Here is a 17523-nt window from a genome sequence, read left to right as displayed (position 1 = left end):
GTGCCGTGTCAGAACTCCCCCGTTCCTCGTCCCGTCGTGCCGCCCGTCTCGCGGGCCTCCCTCTGGGAATCGCCGGGCGTGCCGCCGGGACCCTGGGCAGGCGCGCGTTCGGTCAGAACCAGGGCAACCTGACCGCGGAACTCGCCGACCAGGCCGCCGAGCAGGTATTCGCTGTTCTGGGCGAACTCAAGGGCGGCGCCATGAAGGTGGGCCAGGCGCTGAGCGTGTTCGAGGCCGGGATGCCGGACAAGTACGCCGAGCCGTTCCGCGAGGCACTCACCAAGTTGCAGGCGGAGGCCCCACCGCTGCCCGCGGCCGAGGTCGAGAAGGTTCTCGACGCACAGTTGGGACTGCGATGGCGCGAGCGGTTCGCCGAGTTCGACGGTCAGGCGGCGGCCGCCGCATCGATCGGACAGGTCCACCGCGGCGTCTGGTCCGACGGTCGCGAGGTGGCGGTCAAGGTGCAGTACCCGGGGGCCGACGAAGCACTCAGGTCCGACCTGCGCCAGCTCCGCCGCCTGGCCCCCATGCTGAGGCCACTCAACCCTGGCACCGACATCAAGGGCGTCATTGACGAACTGTACGACAGCGCGGTGTCCGAGCTCGACTATCGCCTGGAGGCCGATACCCAGCGCGCCTTCTCCGCGGCATACGCCGATGATCCCCTGATCCGCGTTCCGGCCGTACTCGCGTCCTCACCCAAGGTCCTGGTGACCGAGTGGGCCGACGGGAGGGCCCTGAGCAAGGTCGCGGCCGACGGTTCGCAGGAGGAGCGCAACCGGGCCGCCGAGCTCCTCTCGGAGTTCCAGTTCAGTTCCCCGACACGTGTCAGGATGATGCACGGCGACCCGCATCCGGGGAACTTCCTCCTGAACGATGACGGCCGGATGGTGGTGCTCGACTTCGGTGCCGCGATCCCGCTGCCCGACGGGTTCCCCGACGTGCTGACCTCCATGATGAGGCTGGCGCTGGAGGACAAGGGTGACGAGTTGGTCACGCTCATGACCAGAGCCGGATACGTGAACCGGGGCGGAATGGACGCTGCCGACGCGATGTCGTTCCTCGGACCGTTCATCGAGCCGATGCGTGTGTCCGAGTTCCATTTCGACCGCGCCTGGATGCAGGGCATCCTCAACGTCTACGGCGACTTCTCGGGCAAGGAGTTCCGCACCGCGCGCTCATTCACCCTACCGCGCGAGTACGTACTGATCCATAGGGTCCTGTCGGCGTCTGTCGGCATGCTGTGCCAACTCCAGGCCACAGCGCCCTACCGGGCCATCGTGGAGCGGTGGATGCCGGAGATCTTCGCCGACGAGTCCTGAGCCCGGCCCCGCGCGTCAGCCCTCGCGGATCAACCGCAAGACGTCGTCACCGTACTCTCCCAGTTTGTGGGCGCCGATCCCCCCGATGCGGCCGAGAGCACCTGAGTCGCTCGGCCGTTCGCGGGCGATCTGCGCCAACGTGTCGTTGGTGAACACGGTGTACGCGGGTTTGCCGATAGCCTCCGAGGTCTCCTTGCGCCACTCGCGCAACCGCTCGAACAGCTCTGTGTCCACCTCGGTCGAGCATGCCGGGCACAGGCCGAGTGCACGGTGCATGGGCCCGGTCAGCTTCTCGCCGCAGCCACGACACCGTCCCTTCTCCGACGTGCCGGCGCTCCGACGCGGCTCCATCGGCAGGCCTGCCGGACGCACCGGGTCGAGGAACCGGCTCGGTCGGCGGGACGCCCGACCGCCTGCCCGCCGGCTCAGGCTCCAGGAGAGCGCGAGGTGTTCGCGAGCTCGGGTGATGCCGACGTACAGCAGTCGACGCTCCTCCTCGATCGCGTCGGGACCGGCGTTGATCGCGTGGCTGATGGGCAGGCTGCCCTCGTGGACGCCGATGAGGAACACCGCATCCCACTCCAGACCCTTGGCCGCGTGGATCGAGGCCAGGGTGACGCCGCGCTCGTCCGGGGCGTGCCTGGCGGCGGCACGCTCCCGGAGGCCGGTCACCACCGGCAACAGACCGGGGCTGGTCGCGTTGACGGCGAGTTCCTCTGCCAGTCCGACCAGCGCGGACAGTGAGTTCCACGTCTCGCGCGCCTGGGTGCCGGACGGCTCTGCCGCGGTGAGCCCCAGGGGTTCGAGTGCCCGGCGGATGACCGCCACGGCCTCGGTCGCGTCGGTGATCTGCGCGGCGGCCTGTGCCGCGGCCTCGTCGGAACCGTCGACCAGTCGATCGATCGCCGACATCGCCCGACGGATCACCGGGCGTTCGAAGAATCCCTCTCCGCCACGGAGCCGGTAACCGATGCCGGCCTGTTCGAGGGCGGCCTCGATACGTTCGGACTGCGCGTTGACGCGGTACAGGACGGCGACCTCGGACGGGTCCAGTCCACCGTGCACGAGGTCGGCGACCGCGGCAGCGACGGCCTCTGCCTCGGTGTCCTCGTCCGGGTACTCGTCGAGACGGGGTTCCGGACCCGGGCTGCGCATGCCCGTGAGGGTGAGTCCGGCGCTGCGGAAGCGGCCGGCCCCGGCGCCGATCACGGCGTTGGCCATCTCGACCACCTGCGGCGTCGACCGGTAGTCGGACTCCAGCCTCACCACGGTGGCACCCGGGTACCTGTCGGCGAATCCCAGGAGGAAGTCCGGCTCGGCACCGGCGAACGAGTAGATGGTCTGGTTGACGTCCCCCACCACCGTGAGATCGTCCCGTCGGCCGAGCCAGGCGCTGAGCAGTCGCTGCTGGGCGGGCGTGACGTCCTGGAACTCGTCCACCACGAAGCAGCGGTACCGGTCGCGGAACTCCTCCGCGATCGCGGGAACGTCCTCGAGCAGGTCCGCCATGTGCCCGAGCAGGTCGTCGAAATCCAGGAGTCGGACCGGGCTGGAGACCTTGAGGTCCTCATACGCCCGGAACGCGCGGGCCACCTCGGGTGCGGGTGCCGGGAGGTCGCGTGCCAGGGTGATCGCCTGCTCGGCGTAGGTGTCCGGCGTGAGGAGACTGGACTTGGCCCAGCCGATCTCGGTGAGGACATCGCGGATGACCTCGGTGCTGGGGTCCAGCCCCGCGCGTCGGACGGCCTGGGCCACGGCCCGGAACTGCCCGTCGAGCAACTGCCACGGCTCCTCGCCGTAGACCCGCGGCCAGAAGTACGCGAGATTCCTCAGTGCGGCGGAGTGGAAGGTCCGGGCCTGGACCGGGCCGGTTCCGGCGTCCGCGACGCCCAGCGAGGCCAGACGCATGCGGAGTTCCCCGGCCGCCCGGGCGGTGAACGTCACGGCCAGTACCTGGTCACCCCGCACGTGACCGGTGTTCACCAGGTGCGCGATCCGTCTGGTGATGGTCCGGGTCTTCCCCGTACCGGCACCGGCGAGGATGCAGACCGGCCCGCGGGGCGCGAGTACCGCCTGACGCTGCTGCGCGTCGAGACCGTCGAGGGGTGACCCCGCTCCACCACGCCCGCCGTTCAACCCGTGTCTCTGCAAGTCACTCACGCACCCATCGTGGCATCACCGTCCGACATGCCGCCCCCTGCACCCACCCCGGGGAAGATTCTTCCCGCCCCGGGCGTTGGACCGGGTCATGAGCGATGTGACTGTTCCCGAGACCACGGATCCGTTGACCCTGTACACCACCACGTGGTGCCCGTTCTGCAACCGACTGAAGAAGCTCCTCGACGAGAAGGAGATCGGCTACGTCGAGATCGACGTGGAGGCCGACGCCGAGGCAGCCGCCTTCGTCGAGAGCGTCAATGACGGAAACCGGGTCGTTCCGACCGCGCTGTTCTCGGACGGCACCACCGCCACTAATCCGCCGGCCTCGCAGGTGCGTAAAAAGCTCGAGGAGCTCGCCGGGGCCTGATCGCCGGAGCGTCTCGTCAGGCACCGCCGTCGCGATCGACCGCCGCGACCCAGGAGCTCAGCATGACGTGGGCGATGGAGACCGGCGGTGCCACCGTCAGCTCGCCCCGCCGTGCGAGCGCGTCCCGCACCTGGTCCACGTCGAACCACCTCGCCTCGACGATCTCCTCGTCCTCGAGGACGATCGGCGCGGCGGGGTCGGCGACGGCGTGGAATCCCACCATGAGTGACCGTGGGAAGGGCCAGGGCTGGCTGCCGAGGTAGCGGACGCGGTCCACGGTCACGCCGACCTCTTCCTGCACTTCCCGCCGGACGCAGTTCTCCAGGGATTCGCCGGCCTCGACGAATCCGGCCACGTGCGAGAACATGCCTTCGGGCCACACCGGCTGCCGCCCGAGGAGCACCTGCCGTCCGCCGTCGTGCACGAGGCAGATCACGGCCGGGTCGGTTCGCGGGTACTCGGGCCGGCCGTGGAAGGGATCCACGATCGCCCACCCGGCGTCCGTCCGCCGTGGGTGGTGCTCCGACTGTCGGCCGAGGACGTTGTCGCGGTGCCACCCGAGGAGCGCGACGGCCTGGGAGGCCAGGGATCCATCGCCCTCGATGAGGTCTGCTCCGCACCGGCGCAGGTCAGACACCGACGGACCGTCGGGAAGCTCGTCGACGGTCACGGCCCAGATGTGTCGCTCCTCCTCCGTCCGTCCGAGGAACACCGCGTCCTCCGGGAGGGCGTCGCAGTACTGAGCGGCCGGTTCGAGGAGGATGCGCATCCGACCCCCGTCGGCGGGTTCGATCGCGAACTTGTTGCGCCGGTCCACGCGCATGATCAGTGCTTCGGGCCAGCCGTGGGCCAGCGCGTCACTGTCGTTCCGTAGCGTCGCGGCGCGGTCCGGTGCGGCCACGGAGAGGACGGGAATGGAGTCCAGCGTGAAGTCGAGCGGCATCGAGGAGAGTCCTTGTCGCAATTGAGGGGTACCTCGGCCAGCGTAGTCCGCGGGTGTGGGCGCGATCACCCCGGTGTGGCGCGCAACCGCCGTGGTGTGGTGCCCGACTGCCGTGGCGTAAGGCGCGACCGCCGTAGTGACCGGAGTCCGGATCGGATCAGGCGGAGACCATCTTGATGTAGAGCAGTCTGTCCCCGGCCTCGAGGGCGTCGGCCTCGGGCTCGTTGACCTTGATCAGTTGCCCCTTTCGCACCACACCCAGGACGAGTTCGGCGAGATGCCGGGGCGACCCTCCGACCTCGGACTCCTCGATGCGTCGCTCGGCGATCGAGAAGCCCTCGTCCGGGGTGAGCAGATCCTCCATCATGCCCACGACTGTCGGCGTGATGGTCGCCAGCCCGAGGAGCCGGCCGGTCGTCTCCGCCGACACCACCACGGAGTCGGCTCCGGACTGCTTGAGCAGGTGGGTGTTGTCGGACTCGCGGACTGTGGCGACGATCTTCGCGTTGGGTGCCAGTTCGCGCACGGTGAGTGTGACCAGGACCGCGGTGTCGTCGGTGTTGGTGGCCACCACGACGGCCGATGCGCGGGTGACGCCGGCGAGTTTGAGGACGTCGGACCGGGTCGCCGAGCCGTGGACCGTGACGAGGCCACGGGCGGCGGCGGCTTTGAGAGCCTGGGGATCGGTGTCGACGACGACGATGTCCTCGGCGGACGTGTCGTCGGCGAGCATGGCCGCGATCGCGGACCGGCCCTTGGTGCCGTAGCCCACGACCACGGTGTGATTTCGCACGATTTTCCTCCAGCGCTGGATCTTGAATGCCTGCCGGGACTGCTCGGTGAGCACGGACAGGGTCGTACCGACGAGCAGGATGAGGAACAGCAGTCGCAGCGGCGTGACGATGATCGTGTTGACGAGGCGCGCCTGCTGCGTGACCGGGGTGATGTCTCCGTATCCGGTGGTGGAGAGGGAGACGGTGGCGTAGTAGATCGAGTCGATCATGGTGAGCTTCCCGTCGGGAGCCCCTCCGCCCTCGTATCCGTCACGGTCCAGGTAGACGACCGTCGCGGCGACGAACAGGGTGACGATCGCCATGAGGATCCGCTTGCCGATGAGCCGCCACGGGCTCTCGGCGTTCTCGGGGATGCTGACGACCCCCACCAGGATGTGGTCGGGGCTCTCGTCCAACGGGTCGTCGTCACGGAACCGGGACGTGAGCCCCCGCTTCTTCGCCATGCGCCACTCCGTTTCCGTGACGGGCCCCGGCGGGTTCCGTCGTCATCGCCACGTCATCGTTCCGCATTCGGTCACACCGTTCAACAACCGACCCCGCTCGCGCCGCGGCTGAGCATCACGAGCAACTCGTCGGCGTCGGGGAGGTCGGCCGGTTCGATCGTCCGTCCCGATCTCACATAATGAAACGCCGCTCGCACGCTGTCGAGGGGTATCTCCCGACCGAGGCGCCCGGAGATGATCCGTGCCCACGCGTACCTGTAGACCGCCAACTGCAGTGCGACGGCAGGCATGTCCCTGTCGGCGGGGACCCGTCCGGTCTTCCAGTCCACGACGATCCAGCCGTCGCCGTCTCTGTCACTGTCGCCGAACACCGCGTCCATCCGCCCTCGCAGGAGGTGGTCTCCGAGTCCCACCTCGAACGGCACCTCGACCTCGTGCGGCGTCTTGAGTGCCCAGCGCGATCTCTCGAACGACTCCTGGAGCGCGGTGAAGTCCTCTTCTGACAGTCCGTCGTCGGCGCCCTGGTCTCCGGCGCCGGGGAGGTCGTCGATGTCGAGCAGGTGGGTGGCGCCGAAGCGGTGCTCGAGCCAGGCGTGGAACCGGGTCCCGCGCCGTGCGAATCTGTCCGGTCGGTACGGCACGGGGCGTCGCAGGCGGTCGGCGAACGCGTCGGGGTCGGCCGCCATGGCGACGATCTCCCCCGCCGTCAGTCGCCGCGGGAGGATCACCTGGTCGCGCAGTTCGGCGGCGCGGCGGGCGTCGGCGAGCAGCGGCGCGGCGACCAGGTGCCAGCGTCGCGCGGGTCCGGACTCCGGCGCGTCCTCGTTCTCCGGGTCCACGGGGGTCGCGGTGCCCACCGCGTGGGCGGAGGTCATCCGGTCGAGTGTCACCGCGCGGGGCCAGGTCGCCTCGATCTGGGCCGAGGTGGCGGGGTTGGAGGTGGAGGGGGTGACGACGACGTGGTCGATCGTCCCCAGGGGTTCGTCCTGCCGGCAAGCCTCGAGTGCCTCGTCGAGGAATTCCGACGGTCCACGGGGGGTGGTGGCGGTCCCCACCCAGTGCGCTCCGGACAACAGCAGGGTCTGCTCGGAGCGGGTGACCGCCACGTAGTACAGCCTCCGGTCCTCGTCGAGTGAGCGTCGACCCACGCGCTTGATGTGGCTGCGGAGGGCTTCTTCGAGGAGCTTGCGGTCGGTGACCTCCTCGAGCCGGGGTACGGGCACGCCTCCGGGATTGTCCTCGGATTCCCTGTCGCCACGGAGGAACTCGGGCAGCTGCGTGGCGGTGCGGATCGAGGTCTCGGGCGACTGGTCGGACGGGAAGACGCCCGACGACAGGTGCGGCACGGCGACGATCTCCCATTCGAGGCCCTTGGCCGAGTGCACGGTGAGGATCTGGACGCGCCCCGGTGCGGTGACCACTTCTCCGCGGGCGAGACCGCCGTCGACGTCCCGGGCCAGATCGAGGTAGGCGAGGAACGCGTCGAGTCCGGTGCCGCTCTCGGCGCGGAACCCCGCGGCCACCTCCTGCAGTTCGTCGAGCTGTTCCCGGGCGTCCCCATCCCCTGTGCGTTGGCGCAACCGGACCTCGGCATCGAGTCCGAGTGCCTTCTCGGCCGCGGCCACGAGCCGGGCGGGCGGCGCGGTCGACCGCCCGCGGAGTCCGGCGACGATGTCGGCGAGTTCACCGATCCTCGCGAAGCCCTCGGCGCTGTACCCGGAAGTGGGGCCGGGGTCGGCCAGGGCGTCGGCCAGTCCGGCGGTGTCGATCTCCTCGCCGCGGACGAGAGTGTCGAGGACCTCCTCCAGTTCGGTCACGCCGGTGATCACGCCGGTCGAGGGCGAGGACCGACGCAGGGACAGCGCCCGGGCGCGCCGCGAGAGCGAGGCGAGGTCCGTCGCGCCGAGGGCGAACCGGGAACCACTGAGCAAGCGTACGAGCGCCGGGCCCGCGCCGGGCCGGGCGACCACGGTGAGCAGCGCCACCACGTCCGCGACCTCGGGGACGTCGAGCAGCCCGCCCACGCCCACCACCTCGACGGGGATGTCCCGTGCCTCGAGGGCCTCGGCGATGGCGGCGGAGTCGCCGTTGCGTCGCACGAGCACTGCCGCGGTCGGGGTCCGGCCCGCGTCGACCGCCTCGCGGTACCGCACGGCGATCTGGTCGGCCAGCCAGCCCCGTTCCTCCTCGACGGAGTCGTGGACGGAGACCACCAGGTCCGCGGGGTCGGCTCCCGGCCGTGCCCGCAGTTGCGGCACCGAGATCGATCCCGGTCGGTCCCTCAGCGGCGCAGTGATCTTATTCGCCAGGTCGAGGACCTCGGGCGGGTTCCTCCACGACGTGGTGAGCTCGCGGAGGTGGGACTGCGCGCCGCCCTCGAGCGGGAAGTCCTCGCGGAACCGGTCGAGGTTCGAGGCCGAGGCCCCCCGCCATCCGTAGATCGACTGCATGGGGTCGCCGACCGCTGTCACCGCCGGGATCGGCCCTGCGCCACGGCCGAAGAGAGAGGACAGCAGCACCCGCTGGGAGTGCCCCGTGTCCTGGTACTCGTCGAGCAGGACGATGCGGACCGCCCGCCGCTCGGCTTCCCCGACCTGCGGGTGGTCCCGCGCGACGGTGGCGGCGAGCGCCATCTGCGAGGCGTGGTCGAGTGCCGATTCCGCGCGCATCCGCGCGGCCACGGCGTCGACGAGGTCCGCGAGTTCGTCCCGGTGCCCCTGTACCTCGGCGGTCCGCAGCAGCCAGGCCGTGGGGGCGTCCTTCTGTCGGGGACCGGGCGGGAGTGTGGCGATGAGTGTGGTGACGAGATCCGGGTGCGAGCGCAGGTCGTCGGTGGTGACCAGGTGGTCGGACAGTTGCCCGGCAAGCGCCAGAACATCTCGGGTGACCTTCGCCGCACCCGAGGACGTGGTCAGCGGGCTCTCCCAGCGGGACACCACGTCGTAGGCCAGCTGGAACGCGGAGGTCTGCGTGAGCAACCGGGAATCCGGTTCGACCGGGACGAGCAAGCCGTACGAGGAGAGCAGAGTGCCCGCGAAGGCGTGGTAGGTGGAGATCTGCGGGTCCTCGGTGCGGATGGCGTCCGCGATCGCCGGATCCGCGCCCTCCCCGCGACACAGGGGGCTCGCGGCCAGGGCGTCGAGACGCCGCCGGATGCGCCTAGCCAACTGTTGAGCCGCTTTGCGGGTGAAGGTCAGTCCGAGGATCTCGCCCGGTCGGGCATAGCCGTTGGCGACGAGCCACACGACACGGGCCGCCATGGTCTCGGTCTTGCCGGCCCCGGCGCCGGCGAGCACCAGCGTCGGCTCGGTGGGACCGGCGATGACCGCGGCCTGTTCGGGGGTCGGTCGGTGGATCCCCAGTGCGTCGGAGATCTCGTCCGGGGTGATGAGTGCACTCATCCGATGACCTGCTCTCCCTGGGGCTGCGCCGGGCAGCTCGATCTCACGGAACAGTGGTCGCACCACGTGCCCACGCGCGCGGTGTACTCGGGCCCGAGGGTGGACCGACCGGCCTCGAGGACTCGCTCGGTCAGCGCCTCGGCGGTCTCCGGTCCGAGCGGGTCCTGGTCGCGTGTGGTCGGCAGCTTCCCCTCCCGGCCGGCGAGGTACAGCAGCAGTCCCCCGCCGGGTTCCCGGTCCACGGCGGACTCAACAGCCCCGAGCCGGACCGCGAGTTGGTACAGCGCGAGCTGGGGGTGGACGGCGGCATCGGCCTGGCTCACCGCTGAGCGGCCGGTCTTGATGTCAACCGGGACGACCTGACCGGCGTCGGTGGCCTCGAGGCGGTCGATCCGTCCGCGGACCCGGACGTCGCCGGGCACGTCGAACTCGAACGGCTCCTCGACGCCTGCGGTCGTGTACACATCTCGGGTCTCCGAACGCCATCGCCGGAAGGTCTCCGCCATCTCGGCCATCGACTCGGCGCCCCGCTCGGCGAACCACCCTCGGGCGAGCGTGAGTGCCTCGGCGCGTCGCGTGACCGAGGCCCTGATGTCGTCCTCGGACACCCCGCCCTCGACAGCCTGTGTCAGCGCGTGGACCGCCGATCCCCGCACGAGGGCGGCAGCAGAACCCTGGTCGGCCGAGTCTCCCGCGACCTTCTGGAAGAACCAGCGCAGCGGACATTCCTCCAGTTCACCGAACCCGGACGGGGAGAGCTCCGCGAGGGGTGCCCCGTCGACCACCGGCAGTGCTGGCGTGGTGGTGGAGGTCTCGGCGGCCCCGTACCAGTTCCGTGGATCGGCCTCGGCGACGCCGGCGTCCCTCAAGCCGGCGAGCAGCCCGGCGGCGTGCGTGGCATCGGCGGGGTCGGTGTCCGGATCGAGCAGCGCCGCCCGCAGGTCGACGGCCAGGTGCGGCAGCGAGAAGACGGTCGGGGCGTGACGGACGGGGCCCGGTAGCGGGCCGAAGGGACCGGACCGGTTGGCCACCGTCGCCAGGTCCGCGATCTCGTCCAGGAAGCGCGACGGGGCGACGTCACCCTCGTCGGGTGACTCCACGGCCGTGACCAGCAGGTGGTCGCTCGCACGTGAACACGCGACGTAGAACAGGCGTCGTTCCTCGGCCGACCGCGCGACGGACGAGGAGACCGTGCGCTCCGCCTCCGACGGGAGCGGACCGTCGCCGACGATCTCCGTCAGGTCGACCAGTTCGTCTACGGCGAGGAGCCCGGATCGCCGACGCGGGGTGGGCCAGACGCCGTCCTGGACGCCGCACACCGCGACCGAGCGCCACTGGCGGCCCACCGCGGCGTGCGCGGACAAGATGCTCACGGCTCCGGCCCGTCCACGGGTGGCGGCCCGTCGCGGGGCGGGCAGATCGGCACCGGTGACGATCTCGCAGAAGAGGGCGACGGATCCGCCGGGGGTGCGGTCGACGAAGTCCGCCGCGTGGTCGAACAGCGACACCACGGCATCAAGTGACCGGTCGGCCGAGCGCGACCAGGTGTCAGCGGCCAGCGCCTGCCGGACCAGCCTGCGTTCGAGTCGTGCCGAGGACCACGCCTCCCAGAGCACCTCCTCGACGCTCCCGCCGGCGCGCATCGCGTCCCGGACAGCGGCCCGGGCGTACCGGATGCGGGTGACGGGAGCGAGTTCCACCACGGTCAGTCCGGACGGGGTCTGGTCCTCGTCCGCCAGGACGAGCCGTCGGAGTGTCGTGGCACTGGAGTCGACGCCGCCGATGCCGGAGCGTCGGATACCCCGCCTCAATCGCCGCATCGCCACCGCGTCGGCCCGGCCGATCGGTCCGGCGAGCAACGTCAGGATGCGGTCCTCGTCCGTTTCCTCCTCTCCCTCCACGACCGAGCGGAGGAGAAGGATTAGTGCCGCGACCACCGGGTCGTGGGCGGGCGGGAGTTCCGCACCGGCGTCCACGACCGGGACGCCCGCGGCGTCCAGCGCGACGTGGAGAGCGTCGGCGACCTTCGACAGTGACCGGGTGATAATCGCCATGTCCGCGTAGTCCACCCCGTCCAGGACGTGTCGGCGCCGGAGGAAGTCCGCGACGACGGCCGCCTCCGCACCGGCGGAGGCGGCCACCGCGATCTCCACCGAGCCGCGGTCTGCCCCACCGTCTTCCGCCGCCTGGTCGGGGACGGGGATCTCCCGTGGCCGGTGCCGGGGTGCGCCCGGCAACCTGGACGCGATGCGCGAGGCCACCGCAGCCACGGCGGGACGCATCCGCCCGCCCTGCATCAGGTCGACCGCGTGGCCGCCCTGCTCGATCACGGCGCGCGCCAGCCCACCGTCCGCCCCGCGGAACCGGAACACCGACTGATCCGGGTCCTCGGCCACGAGCAGTACGTCTGCCCCGCCACCGATCGTCGCGACGAACTCGGCCGCCAGCGGATCGAGGTGGTGCGCGTCGTCGACCGCGACCAGGCGGCGGTCCCGGAACAGATCCTTCAGGTCCGGATCCGCGGTGAGCGCGTCCAGCGCGGTGCTGACCAGTTCGGCCGCGTTGAGCGCATCGGGCATGTCCGACTCGCCACCGCGCACGCTGGAGCGCAACGCCATCTGTTCCTCGTGTCGCTGGAAGAACCCGGCCGCGGCGACCCAAGTGGGACGGCCGGCACTGCGCCCGAGTCGGGCGAGTTCACGCGGGCCGATCCCCCGCTCGAGCGAGCGCAGCAGCAGGTCACGGAGCTCGCGTGCGAATCCGACGGTCGACAGTGCGGGCCGGATCTGCTCGGGCCAGAGCGGCGCGCCGTCCTCCAACTCGCCGAGGAGCGTGTCCCGGATCACCGCGTCGTGTTCCGCTCCCGTGCGCAGGCGCGGTGTCGGCGCGTCGACCCGTGCGGCGGCCAGCCGGACGACCGCGTGGGCCAACGAGTGCACCGTCCGCACCGGGGCGTCCGTGCCCACCACGTGGCCGGTGGGAAGGGCCAGCGTGGCCTCCTCGAGAAGCTCGGCGGCCGCGCGGGCGGATCCCGTGAGGACGAGGACCCCGTCGAGGCCGGCTCCACCGCTGACCGCCTCGCGAATGACCCGGGCGATCAGCGAGGTCTTGCCGCTTCCGGGCCCCCCGCGCACGACCCAGCGTCGTGGCCGGCCGCGTGGCGCTAACCAGTCGCGGCCGAGCAGCCCGGCGAGGTCGGTCGGCATCCGCTGGTCGGTCGGCACCCGCTGGGCGGGATGCCCCGCGAACTCCGCCGAGCTGAACAGGTCGGCGGAACGGGGGTCTCCGGTGTGGTTCTCTCCGGCGGGTTCGGTCACGGGTCGATGAGACCACACGGGTCCGACATCGGCGCCTCCAGGCGGGTGCGACGCCGGTGCGCGCATCCGGTCGGCGCGCCGCGATAGCGCGGAGGGTCAGCGTAGCCGGTCAGCGCGCCACGGTAGCGCAACCGGTCAGCGCAGCGTGTCCTCGAGCATGACCGGCCGGCACGCGGTGCGGGCGACGACGGTCATCACGGCCAACACGGCGGTGAGGAATCCGAGACCGGCGCCGAGGCCGGGTCCGTCGAGCAGCATGCCGAACACGATCGGCCCCAGGCACGCCGCGGTGTAGCCGACGCCCTGCGAGAACCCGGACAGTGCCGCGGAGCCGGCCTCGGTGCGGGTGCGGAGATTGATGAGGGTCAGGCACAGCGGGAAGGTGCTGGGTCCCACGCCGAGCAGGCAGATCCACACCCAGGGCGCGAGGTCGGGTGCCCAGAGCAGCCCGGCGAAGCCGGCCAGGTAGCTCGCGACGGAGACGACGACGACGATGTACGGATCATCGACGCGGCCGGCCACAAACGGCACGACCAGGGCGGCGATCAGACCGATGGCCGAGTACACGGCGAGCGCCAGGCCTCCCTCGGCCCGCGTCATGCCGATGGACTCCGCCACCGCGGGCAGCCACGTGAAGAAGGCGTACGTCCCCAGGGAGTTGGTCCCGAAGAACAGCGCCAGGGCGATCCCGACCGGCGATCGCCACGGTCGGATGCGCTGCGGCGCGGTGGCCACCGCGCCGCCGGGTACGCCGGGTGCGCCACCGGTTGCGCCGCCGGGCGTGGCGGCGGGTGTGGCGGCGGGTGTGGCGGCGGGTGTGGCGGCGGGTGTGGCGGCGGGTGTGGCGGAGGTCTCGTCGCCGGTCGCGCCGGTCGCGCCCGGAGGTGACCCTGTGGGTGTGCCGGGCCGCACAACCTCGATCACCCACGGGACTGCGGCGACCACGGCCAGCACCGCCCACCAGCCGATGGACACCCGCCAGCCGGCGGCCTCCTCGACGGGCACCGCCACGAGCGCCGGCACGACGGTACCCAGCTGGAGGCCGGTGATGTAGGCCATGCTCACCGTCGCGACATGGCGCGGGAAATACTTCTTGACCAGCGGCGGGGCCACCACGTTGCCGACGCCCATTCCGGCCAGCGCGATGATCGAGCCGGCGCCCATCACCCACGGGTCGTGGGCGACGGCGCGGACCAACTGTCCGATCGCGGCCGCGGCCATCGCGACGATGGTCAGCGCTTCCAGCCCCACGCGTCGGAGGACGATCGGGGTGAGGACACCCCACACGGCGAACATCGCGGTGGGCACCATGCCGAGTAGGCCCATGCCAGCGGCACCGAGACCGATCTCGGCATCGATCACGCTGAGTAGCGGACTGATCGACGTGACCGCGGTTCGCAGGTTGAGGGAGACGAGGATGACCCCGACGAGGGCCATGACGGGAACGGCGACCCGGCCGGATCGCTGCGCCGCGTTACCGGGACGGGAGGACATCAGGCGTTGCCGCCCACGAACTCGCCGACCTGACGGGCCATCGCCTGCAGTCCGTCCATGGCGGCCGGGCGCGAGCCCGGGTGCAGGGCGTGGACCGCGAGGCGGAACACCGCGGCCCGCAGCACCATCTGCGGCCACTCCTCGAGATGGGTCCAGCGCCCGAGCACGCCCACGTCGACGGTTCCCCAGGACAGGTGGTCCACGGCGACGAGAGCCGCGGACCAGGACGCCGGCCGCAGGTACGGCACGATGTCGGTGAGTGCGGGTTCGGCGGACGCGTCGAACAGCAGGCCGCGGGCGAGGTCGCCGTGGACGAGGCCGGAGGCGGTGGTCTCGACGGGTCGGCGATGCCGGATCAGGCCCGTGGCCCCGAGCAGCGCGGCCGCACGATGGGTGGCGAACGGCGTGCCACGATCCTCCATGCCGGGGGCCAGATCACGCTCGGGGTCACCGTCCCACGCGGCGGCCTCGGCGAACCCGAACAGGTCCGTCTCGACCCACGGACGGGTCGACGGACGACGCACCACCCGGGGGCGCTCGACGTCGGCCAACGCGGCGTTGATGCGGGCGGACCACGCGATGGTCTCGTCGGCACGGGCCTCGGGTCGACCGGGCACCGCGCGATCGGCGCGCCATCCGCTCACGACGTGCCGGCCGTCCCGCGAGCGCACGGCGGACGCCACCCGCAACCCGGTGACGTTCAGCTGCTCGCGGATCTTGGCCGACCAGGTGGCCAGCGCGGTGTCGGCGACCGGCCGCAGCACCACGGCACCGCCCGGGGTGGTGACGAGCCACCCGGTGCCCGACCCCGCCACCACGGGCACGGCCCGGTCATCCGTCGCGCCGAATGCACCGCGGACGTGCTCGGGAAGGCTTCCGTCATTCACATCGACCACCGTACCCATCCCCTCAACGTCAATACCCCGGTAGGGAAGGGTCGACGTCGCGCGTCCACGCCTCGATCCCGCCCTCGAGTGAGCGCACCCCCTCGAATCCGGCCGCGGTCAGGGTCGCGACGGCGCGCGCCGACCTCGCCCCGGCCTTGCAGTAGACGACGAGCGGCCCCTGCTCCGCGGCGCGGCCGAGCACCCCGGTGGGATCGGCGGCGTCCTCGGCGACCGTGTCCAGCGGTACCCAGACGGACGGGTCGATCGTCGCGATCGCGCGCTCACCCGCCCCGCGCACGTCCACCAGCACGGGGGTGAGCGCGTCCGCGGACGCCTCCCCGGCGAGCTCTGCATCGAGTTCGGTGGCGGTGACGGTCGGGACCGCGGCGAGCTCCGGGTCCGGCACCTCGCACGAGACCTCGCTCGTGTCCCCGGGGAGCTCGGTGACCGGCTCCCGCGCCGGATCCGGGCGGATCGTCACGGTGCGGTTGGTCGACTCGAGCAGGTCCAGCAACACGAGCCTGCCGAGCAACGGACTGCCGGCGCCGGTGATGAGCTTGACCGCCTCCATCGCCATCATCGAACCCACCGTCCCGCACAGTGCGCCCACGACCCCGGCCTCGGCGCAGCTCGGCACCGAGCCGGGCGGCGGGGCCGACGGGTAGAGGTCCCGCAGCGTCACCGGCTCTGCCGGGGCCGGCGGACGGGACCAGAACACGGCCAGCTGCGCACGGAACCGGTCGATGGTCCCCCAGATCAGCGGGATCCCGGCTATCTCGCAGGCGTCGGAGACCAGGTAGCGGGTCGCGAAGTTGTCGCTGCCGTCCACCACCAGGTGATGCCCGTCGAGAAGCTCCAGGATGTTGAGCGCGTCCAGGCGTGCGTGCACCGTGTCCACGCGGACCCCGGGGGCCAGTCCCGCGAGTCGCTCCCGTGCCGAGTCGACCTTGGGCGTGCCGACGCTCGAGACGGAGTGGATCACCTGCCGGTGGAGATTGCCGAGGTCCACGTCGTCGTCGTCGACCACGGTGATCCGTCCGACCCCCGCCGCGGCGAGATACAACAGGACCGGTGCACCCAGGCCGCCCGCACCCACGACGAACACGGACGCGCCGCGCAGGCGGCGCTGCCCCTCGTCGCCGATCGCCCCGAGGAGCAGGTGACGCGAGTACAGCGCGCGCTCGTCGGCGGTGAGCGTCGCGACCGGCTCCACCAACGGCGGCAGGCCCGCGTCCTTGTCCGGGCGGGTGCCCGTGCCCGGGCTCGCGTCCGCTCCGGTCATCCCGCTCGCCCTTCCTCGGGCGACGTGGACTGTGCCGGGCTGCCGTCGGGGAACGGCCAGGCGTTGAAGCGGCAGGTCTTGTCGTCGTCGGGCACCACGCCCTCCGGGTCCAGGCGGAAGATGTCGCTGTTGTTCACGCCGAACGTCTGCTGCATCATGATCGGCGCCAGCGCCCCGTCGGCCGGGCACGCCTCGTGTGCCGGGAAGCCGATCGCGTGACCGACCTCGTGGTTGACGAGGTACTGGCGGTAGGAACCGATGTCGCCCTGGAACGAGCGCGCGCCGCGGACCCAGCGCGCCAGGTTGAGGTACACCCGCCCGGTCGAGGAGTTGTAGCAGCTCGACTCCAGCTCGATGTCGTAACCGCAGTTCGCGCGGACCGTCATGGGGCTGGCGAGCGAGACCCGGAACGACGGCTCCCCGTCATCGATCCGCCGCATCGCCACCTCGCCGCCGGTGGTCCAGCTCTTGGGGTTGGCCAGGGTGGCGTCGACCATCCGTGCCACCGAGTCGTCACCGCCGAACTCGACCGTGTCGATGCCCTCCTCGACCTCGACCGTGTACGAGAACAACTCCGCCGTCTCGCGGCCGACCGTGTCGGTGCCGCCGGGGACGATCCGGAACTCGCCGGTGCCGCCCTCGACGAATTGGCCGCCCTCGGGCAACTCGCCGCTCGGCGGGACCTCCCCCGGCACCGGGGCGCCGATGATCTCCGACGTCTCCTCCCCCGCGACCTGGGTGCTCTCGGCCTGCTCCCCGCCCGAGCGCACGGCGTCGGCGATCACGAGGGCGGTGATGACGATGAGGACCGGGATCGCGTAGGCGCGCCAGCCCCAGGTGGTCATGAACCGCCCGAGGGGGGACTGTCGCCGCAGGTGGTCACGGGCACCGGGGACACTACGACGACGACCCGGTGCGGACTCCTCCGGATCCCAGGGCGCACGCAGGGGCTCGCCCCTGGACGGGTAATACGGAGCACGGTCGGCTCTACGAACACCGGGGTCGGTGATACCCCCACCACTACCCGGGCGACGGCCGTCGCTCATCCGTGCACCTCCACGTCCCAGTCCAACACTGGCCTCCACGATCCCACACGCGCGCCGTCCGCCTCAT

11 protein-coding genes are annotated in these 17523 nt (G+C 71.4%); 2 read left to right on the top strand and 9 right to left on the bottom strand.

Annotated features, from left to right (window positions below):
* The first annotated feature begins 5 nt into the window (after positions 1–5).
* Complete coding sequence (locus OPF83_RS02285) at positions 6–1322, top strand: AarF/ABC1/UbiB kinase family protein (RefSeq protein WP_264885600.1); 1317 nt, start codon at positions 6–8, stop codon at positions 1320–1322.
* A 15-nt stretch (positions 1323–1337) separates the two neighbouring features.
* On the opposite strand, the gene OPF83_RS02280 is transcribed toward OPF83_RS02285, so the two are convergent.
* Complete coding sequence (locus OPF83_RS02280) at positions 1338–3482, bottom strand: ATP-dependent DNA helicase UvrD2 (protein ID WP_264885599.1); 2145 nt, start codon at positions 3480–3482, stop codon at positions 1338–1340.
* 88 nt (positions 3483–3570) lie between these two features.
* Here OPF83_RS02280 and OPF83_RS02275 point away from each other — a divergent pair, with 88 nt between their 5' ends.
* Entirely contained in the window at positions 3571–3849 is a 279-nt protein-coding gene (locus OPF83_RS02275; protein WP_264885598.1) for a mycoredoxin, read from the top strand.
* A gap of 16 nt (positions 3850–3865) precedes the next feature.
* On the opposite strand, the gene nudC is transcribed toward OPF83_RS02275, so the two are convergent.
* The 8 genes from nudC to OPF83_RS02235 form a co-directional block, all read right to left on the bottom strand.
* Complete coding sequence (nudC, locus tag OPF83_RS02270; RefSeq protein WP_264885597.1) at positions 3866–4792, bottom strand: NAD(+) diphosphatase; 927 nt, start codon at positions 4790–4792, stop codon at positions 3866–3868.
* Between the two features lie 157 nt (positions 4793–4949).
* Positions 4950–6029, bottom strand: a complete 1080-nt coding sequence (locus OPF83_RS02265) for a TrkA family potassium uptake protein (protein ID WP_264885596.1) — start codon at positions 6027–6029, stop codon at positions 4950–4952.
* Positions 6030–6109: 80 nt separating this feature from the next.
* Positions 6110–9430: a DEAD/DEAH box helicase gene (locus OPF83_RS02260; protein WP_264885595.1), complete on the bottom strand. Its 3321-nt coding sequence runs from the start codon at positions 9428–9430 to the stop codon at positions 6110–6112.
* Complete coding sequence (locus OPF83_RS02255) at positions 9427–12747, bottom strand: ATP-dependent DNA helicase (RefSeq protein ID WP_264885594.1); 3321 nt, start codon at positions 12745–12747, stop codon at positions 9427–9429. The genes OPF83_RS02260 and OPF83_RS02255 overlap by 4 nt, the downstream gene beginning before the upstream one ends.
* Before the next feature lie 135 nt (positions 12748–12882).
* Positions 12883–14241 carry a CynX/NimT family MFS transporter gene (locus OPF83_RS02250; RefSeq protein WP_264885593.1) on the bottom strand — a complete coding sequence of 453 codons (1359 nt, stop codon included), beginning with the start codon at positions 14239–14241 and terminating at the stop codon, positions 12883–12885.
* Positions 14241–15128, bottom strand: coding sequence for a TIGR02569 family protein (locus OPF83_RS02245; protein ID WP_264885592.1), 888 nt, complete (start codon positions 15126–15128; stop codon positions 14241–14243). The genes OPF83_RS02250 and OPF83_RS02245 overlap by 1 nt, the downstream gene beginning before the upstream one ends.
* Before the next feature lie 28 nt (positions 15129–15156).
* A complete protein-coding gene (locus tag OPF83_RS02240) occupies positions 15157–16410 on the bottom strand; it encodes a ThiF family adenylyltransferase (RefSeq protein WP_264885591.1) in 1254 nt (417 codons plus the stop codon).
* Positions 16407–17456 (bottom strand): DUF3152 domain-containing protein, encoded by a 1050-nt coding sequence (locus tag OPF83_RS02235; RefSeq protein WP_264885590.1) that lies wholly within the window; start codon positions 17454–17456, stop codon positions 16407–16409. The genes OPF83_RS02240 and OPF83_RS02235 overlap by 4 nt, the downstream gene beginning before the upstream one ends.
* Between the last annotated feature and the right edge of the window lie 67 nt (positions 17457–17523).

The organism is Dietzia sp. NCCP-2495 (genome assembly GCF_026011735.1).
In the GTDB taxonomy this organism is placed as follows: Bacteria; Actinomycetota; Actinomycetes; order Mycobacteriales; family Mycobacteriaceae; genus Dietzia.
This window is presented reverse-complemented; position numbering and strand designations above follow the sequence as displayed.

Bases quoted from the DNA above. Each gene is read 5' to 3' on its own strand.
- OPF83_RS02275 (WP_264885598.1), top strand. From the start codon at position 3,571: ATGAGCGATGTGACTGTTCCCGAGACCACGGATCCGTTGACCCTGTAC.
- nudC (WP_264885597.1), bottom strand. From the start codon at position 4,792: ATGCCGCTCGACTTCACGCTGGACTCCATTCCCGTCCTCTCCGTGGCC.
- OPF83_RS02265 (WP_264885596.1), bottom strand. From the start codon at position 6,029: ATGGCGAAGAAGCGGGGGCTCACGTCCCGGTTCCGTGACGACGACCCG.
- OPF83_RS02260 (WP_264885595.1), bottom strand. From the start codon at position 9,430: ATGAGTGCACTCATCACCCCGGACGAGATCTCCGACGCACTGGGGATC.
- OPF83_RS02250 (WP_264885593.1), bottom strand. From the start codon at position 14,241: ATGTCCTCCCGTCCCGGTAACGCGGCGCAGCGATCCGGCCGGGTCGCC.
- OPF83_RS02240 (WP_264885591.1), bottom strand. From the start codon at position 16,410: ATGACCGGAGCGGACGCGAGCCCGGGCACGGGCACCCGCCCGGACAAG.
- OPF83_RS02235 (WP_264885590.1), bottom strand. From the start codon at position 17,456: ATGAGCGACGGCCGTCGCCCGGGTAGTGGTGGGGGTATCACCGACCCC.